General features: G+C 38.0%; 1 protein-coding gene. It reads left to right on the top strand.

Going from position 1 to position 1,723, the window contains the following annotated elements:
* Positions 1-1,561, top strand: a 1,561-nt coding sequence (locus DXD06_RS16875; RefSeq protein ID WP_243001186.1) for a transposase, incomplete at its 5' end; no start/stop codon positions are given.
* Positions 1,562-1,723 lie beyond the last annotated feature (162 nt).

Below are 1,723 nucleotides of genomic sequence, written 5' to 3' on the forward strand. Positions count from 1 at the left end.
TAATTATACTATGCGTCAGCTGAAATTACCATTAGAAATCGAAAAATTGATCGATATTTCCGATCCGGTATACACTTTTTGTGAGGTTATGGATCACATTGACCTATCCAGATATTTTGTAGAGAAAGGCTATAAAACAGGTCGCCCAAGATGTGATGCTCAAAAACTCCTTAAAGTAATACTTTTTGCCTTTATGGAAAATGGCATCTGCTCCTTACGAGAAATAGAAAAGCTCTGCCGTAATGACATTCGTTACATGTATCTTCTTGATGGCATGAAAACGCCTTCTTTTGCTACATTTGGAAACTTAATCCGAAACGAACTAACCGATTCTATCGAGCAGATATTTGAAGACATTAATTCATATATTTTTGCCAAAGATCACGTGGATCTGCAGCATACATACATTGACGGGACAAAAATTGAGGCAAATGCCAATCGATATACCTGGGTATGGAAAAAATCGTGTGTGAAAAACCGGCAGAAAGTCTTTGACAAGATTTCACTCTTGATTGATGCTATGAATCGGGAAGTACTTGGATATCTCGGAATAAAATTTGAAAAGCGTGAAGCGTACGCGGTTGACTATGTATCTGAATTACTTACGATGTACAAAGAAACAACCGGACTGGATGAAACTTCTTTCGTTTCCGGACGTGGCCATAGAAAAAGCATTCGACAAAAACAATACGAAGAATTGCATGAATATCTGGAACGTTTGAAATCCTATGCATATCATATCGAGACCTGTGGAGAAGAAAGAAACAGTTATTCCAAAACAGATCATGATGCAACTTTCATGCGTTTAAAGCGTGATTACATGGGAAACGATCAGCTACTTCCGGCATACAACCTACAGGCAGCCATCTGTGATGAATACATAGCTGTAATCGACGTAAAACCATATGCATCCGATATGGAATGCTTTGTTCCTTTGATGGAAAAATTCAATCGCACATATGGCCAATATCCGAAATATCCGGTTGCTGATGCCGGATACGGTTCTTACAATAATTATCTTTATTGTGAAGAACACGGCATGGAAAAATACATGAAATTTACCATGTACAAAAAAGAAACGACGGACAAAAAGTATCATGAGAATCCGTATCGTGCTGTAAACTTTGCAAAAGATGCAGATGGAAATCTCTTATGCCCAAACGGTCGAAAATTCCTCTTCAAGAGAACACAGCATGTGAAATATAATAAATATGGAAGAACGGAAGAATTATACGAATGTGAATCTTGTGAAGGGTGTCAGCATAAACAGGAATGTTGTCCGAGAGCACACAAAAACCGAACGATCCGAATGAATCAGGAATTAACTGCTATCCATCAGGAAGTGCTGCAAAATCTTGAATCCATACATGGTGCCCTCTTGAGAATGAACCGAAGTATTCAATCGGAGGGAACTTTTGGTGTATTAAAGTGGGATAAAGCGTATAAAAGATTATTGCGAAGAGGCGAGAAAAATGTAATTCTCGAGCTTACACTGATTTCATGTGGATTCAATCTTTATAAATATCACAACAAAAAGCAACGACAGACGAAAGTTGCATAAAACTTAAGCGGGCGTGATTAGCCGAGCTTTATTAAATGCACCATTTTTTATACCCAAAGATGCAGACTTGCTTAGAAATAGAAAAGTTAATACAAAGAAACGCCAAAACCGACATTTGCCGGAATTGGCGTTTCTTATATTAGGGACTTATTTTACAGCCCC

Origin of the sequence: Roseburia sp. TF10-5, from assembly GCF_003462365.1 — a bacterium.
GTDB classification, from domain to species: domain Bacteria; phylum Bacillota; class Clostridia; order Lachnospirales; family Lachnospiraceae; genus Roseburia; species Roseburia faecis.